The organism is Moorena sp., assembly GCF_982860115.1.
The window spans coordinates 1-4,262 of record NZ_CEYLVT010000376.1 but is presented as its reverse complement, the minus strand read 5'-3'; the positions used below and the strand labels follow the sequence as shown (position 1 = coordinate 4,262).

At 45.4% G+C, this 4,262-nt stretch carries 3 protein-coding genes; 2 read left to right on the top strand and 1 reads right to left on the bottom strand.

All coding sequences use genetic code 11. The features are described from left to right. The first annotated feature begins 871 nt into the window (after positions 1–871). Positions 872–2,782 (top strand): molecular chaperone DnaK, encoded by a 1,911-nt coding sequence (dnaK, locus tag AC4II3_RS31555; RefSeq protein ID WP_488016539.1) that lies wholly within the window; start codon positions 872–874, stop codon positions 2,780–2,782. 250 nt (positions 2,783–3,032) lie between these two features. Here dnaK and AC4II3_RS31550 read toward each other — a convergent pair whose 3' ends face one another. Continuing rightward, entirely contained in the window at positions 3,033–3,242 is a 210-nt protein-coding gene (locus AC4II3_RS31550; protein WP_488016537.1) for a hypothetical protein, read from the bottom strand. 166 nt (positions 3,243–3,408) lie between these two features. On the opposite strand from AC4II3_RS31550, the gene AC4II3_RS31545 reads away from it, so the two are divergent. Next, on the top strand, positions 3,409–4,053 hold the full coding sequence (locus AC4II3_RS31545) for a HEAT repeat domain-containing protein (RefSeq protein ID WP_488016535.1): 645 nt from the start codon (positions 3,409–3,411) through the stop codon (positions 4,051–4,053). Positions 4,054–4,262: the final 209 nt, after the last annotated feature.

Below are 4,262 nucleotides of genomic sequence, written 5' to 3'. Positions count from 1 at the left end.
CAGCCATGCAAAGCGCGAGTGGGGGAAACCCCCGCATGAAGGCGCTGCATCGCTACTAGATCGGTGCTTTTGAATAAAACAGGTAAGCATTGCTTTAATCTCTGTTACGTCAGCTGACCGCTGACCGCTGACCGCTGACCGCTGACCGCACCTCAAGTAGCGTGCGCTTCGCGCATATGCTTACGTTTAGCGATCGCAATCTCCGAGAATGACAGAACACAGATATAGCGCTGATCATACTTAGCTGATCATACTTATAGCAGTTCTTAATTATTACTCCCCATCTCCCCATCTCCCCATCTCCCCACACCTCCCTATCTTTCCCTACTCCCTACTCTCTACCCGGTTTCAGTTTCCTCCACTACTCTCAAGACGGCAAACACAACTGATTTGTTACGGTTCACACCAATCCCAACAGCCGTTAATTTTCGTAAATTAGACACAGGCAAGGCAACAAAAAGGGGTCAGGAAAAAAACATACATGGGTTTTGACCATAGCAGTCCTAATTGAAACGTGACGGAAATCAGAACTCTGGGTGGATTCTTCCCCAACTTCGGTGATCTTCCCTATCTTCCGACTATCACAGCTAATCGAGAATGGCGCTGATTACCCATAACTTTTTTCTTTCTTGCTGCCCCCTGACCGAGACAATCAGTAGATAATCGGTTATTCAATCAAGAACCGTCCCATCTTAGGTTCGGGAAACCACCCTTCATTAGACTGGCAAATAAAGTTCAGTATAAATAATGGTAATCCAACCGATGGTATAAAAACTGGCAACGGTTATTGCTTGAACCAATCTGACGGATATTTATTTAATCCTCTCCTACCCTACCAGTATTTGTAGTTATAGGCACCCGGAACACTCTTATGGCAAAAGTTGTTGGAATTGACTTAGGTACAACAAACTCCTGCGTAGCAGTAATGGAAGGTGGTAAACCCACGGTTATTGCTAATGCAGAAGGTTTTCGGACAACCCCTTCAGTCGTAGCTTATGCCAAAAATGGCGATCGCTTAGTGGGTCAAATTGCTAAGCGTCAGGCCGTGATGAACCCCGAAAACACATTTTATTCAGTCAAACGCTTCATTGGACGTAGATACAGTGAAGTCACCAACGAGGCTACGGAAGTATCTTACAAAACTCTCAAGGTTGGTGATAATGTCAAGCTAGATTGCCCAGCTCAAGGAAAGCAATTTGCGCCAGAAGAGATATCAGCTCAGGTGCTGCGCAAGCTGGTTGATGATGCTAGCAAGTATCTTGGGGAAACCGTTACCCAAGCGGTCATTACTGTACCAGCTTACTTCAATGACTCCCAGCGTCAAGCGACTAAGGCAGCAGGTAAGATTGCTGGGGTTGAAGTGCTGCGGATTATCAACGAACCCACTGCAGCGTCTCTGGCTTATGGTTTAGACAAGAAGAGCAACGAAACTATCCTAGTGTTTGACTTGGGTGGTGGTACCTTTGACGTCTCCATTCTAGAAGTGGGTGACGGGGTGTTTGAAGTGTTAGCTACCTCTGGTGACACTCACCTCGGTGGTGATGACTTCGATAAGAAAATTGTTGATCACCTAGCCAAAGAGTTCCAAAGCGCAGAAGGGATTGACCTACGCAAGGACAAGCAAGCTCTACAACGTCTGACTGAAGCCGCAGAGAAAGCCAAGATTGAGTTGTCTAGCGTTATGCAAGCTGACATTAACTTGCCTTTCATCACGGCTACCCAAGAAGGCCCTAAGCACCTGGATATGACCTTGACTAGGGGTCAGTTTGAAGATATTTGCTCTGACTTAATCGACCGTTGCCGGATTCCGGTAGAGAATGCCATCAAGGATGCCAAACTCGACAAGAGTGCCATTGATGAGGTGGTCTTGGTTGGTGGTTCTACTCGGATCCCTGCAGTCCAAGCGGTGGTCAAGAAGGTACTTGGCAAGGATCCTAACCAAACCGTTAACCCAGATGAAGTGGTAGCGGTAGGTGCTGCTATCCAAGGTGGTGTATTGGCTGGTGAAGTCAAGGATATCCTACTGTTGGATGTTACCCCCTTGTCCTTGGGTGTGGAAACTCTCGGTGGCGTGATGACGAAACTGATTCCTCGTAACACCACTATCCCCACCAAGAAGTCAGAAACCTTCTCCACTGCTGTGGATGGTCAGACCAACGTAGAAATCCATGTTCTTCAGGGTGAGCGGGAAATGTCCTCTGACAACAAGAGCTTGGGAACCTTCAGATTGGATGGTATTCCCCCTGCACCCCGTGGCGTGCCTCAGATTGAGGTAACCTTTGACATTGATGCCAACGGTATCCTGAATGTTACCGCTAAGGACAAGGGCACTGGTAAGGAACAGTCGATCAACATTACTGGTGCATCCACCCTATCCGATCAGGAAGTAGACCGGATGGTTAAGGATGCTGAAACTAATGCAGAGGCTGACAAAGAGCGTCGTGAGAAGATTGACCGTAAGAACCAAGCTGATTCTCTGACCTACCAGGCCGAGAAACAGATTAAAGAACTCGATGATAAATTGCCAGCAGCTGATAAAGAGAAGATCGAAGGGTTGATCAAAGACCTGCGAGAGGCAATTGCCCAAGAGGATGATGAGAAAATCAAGACTCTGACCACTGAGTTACAACAAGCTCTCTACAGTGTTAGTGCTAACCTCTATCAGCAAGCTGAGGGGGCTGCTGAGGCCACCGATGCTGGCGCACCCGGTCCTGATGCTGGTGCTTCTAGTAGCTCTGGTGGTGATGATGTCATTGACGCTGAGTTTTCTGAAACCAAGTAGGGGTTTAGCTAAGCATATGCGCGAAGCGCACGCGAAGCGAACAGCGGTCAGCGGTCAGCGGTCAGCGGTCAGCGGTTGGTCTTTAGTAGCATGGGCGTAGCCCATAAGCTAAAAGCTGATAGCTGATAGCTTATGACTGATAGCTGATAACTGATAGCTGAATACTTACATGGCTAATAGCTAATGGCAGATAATCCTAACGCTTAGTCTATCCTTGTCTAAAGTCTAATTAAGGTTGATGAGAATTTGATTACTCATCAACCTTTTGTTTATTGGATTTTAGGGAGTAGGGAGTAGGGAATAGGCAATAGGGAATAGGGAATAGGCAATAGGGAATAGGGAATAGGCAATAGGGAATAGGCAATAGGGAATAGGGAATAGGCAATAGGCAATAGGCACCCACCCCTAACCCCTCCCAGGAGGGGAAGGCAATAGGCAATAGGCAATAGGCAATAGGCAAAAAATTATCACAATTACAATAGGGATTGCTATATGATAAATTAGTAGCTAAAGTCTAGGCAAAAGGCAAAGGGCAAGAGGCAAGAGTCGTCACTTAGTAAAGTTTATTCAAAATAGGATAATCAGTACTTTTAGTAAAAGTAGTAAATGTTTAAAGTTTTTGATATATGACATTTTATCCTGATCTAAACCATTTGACTCTAAACCAGCTAATTGAAAGGTTTCACAAACAACCTTTAGAGGTAGAGGATGCATCGACATACTCGACATACTATAGTGAAATCGCTCTCTTGATTAGCCAACAGGGTGAGCAAGGGGTTGAGTATTTGTATGAAAGTATAAATTCAGCTGATCAAGAACGATTAAGGGGGATTATTTTTGCATTGACAGAGTCTGAAACCAAGACCGAAAAACTGCGCAAAATTATGCTTAGGTATCTTGATGACCAGCGCCCCATGATTGTTGCTGAAGCAATTGATGGGTTATGTAAACTAGAAGAGAAACATGCGATTGACCACGTTTTAGTAATGCTTGACCATTCTTCTCCCTATGTTAGAGGTAGTGTTTTGAGATTTTTAGCTCGATTATATCCTGAGCAAGCACTACCGCATCTGCTGGATAAACTCAAAGATCCACATTTTATTGTGAGGGAAAACGCTGTTGATGAGCTGGATGAATTGGGGAATACCTTGGCCGTGGGGCACGCTACGCGAACAGTAGTTCCTTATTTAAAACCACTTTTGTCCGATCCTAATCCTGATGTTCAGCAGGCTGTCCAAACCGCTATTCAAAACTTATCAACAATTACATAAGCTGGTCTTCATTTATATTTCATTGTTCTGACAGCAAGGGAGCAGGGAGCAGGGAGCAGGGAGCAGGGGGATAGGATTTGAGTTTTTTTTGATAACTGAATAATATCCAATTTAAATTCAAAAATGTTTATTATATCAGAAGTGTTGAACCCCGATTCCCTACTCCCTACTCCCTACTCCCTACTCCCTACTCCCTACTCCCTACTCCC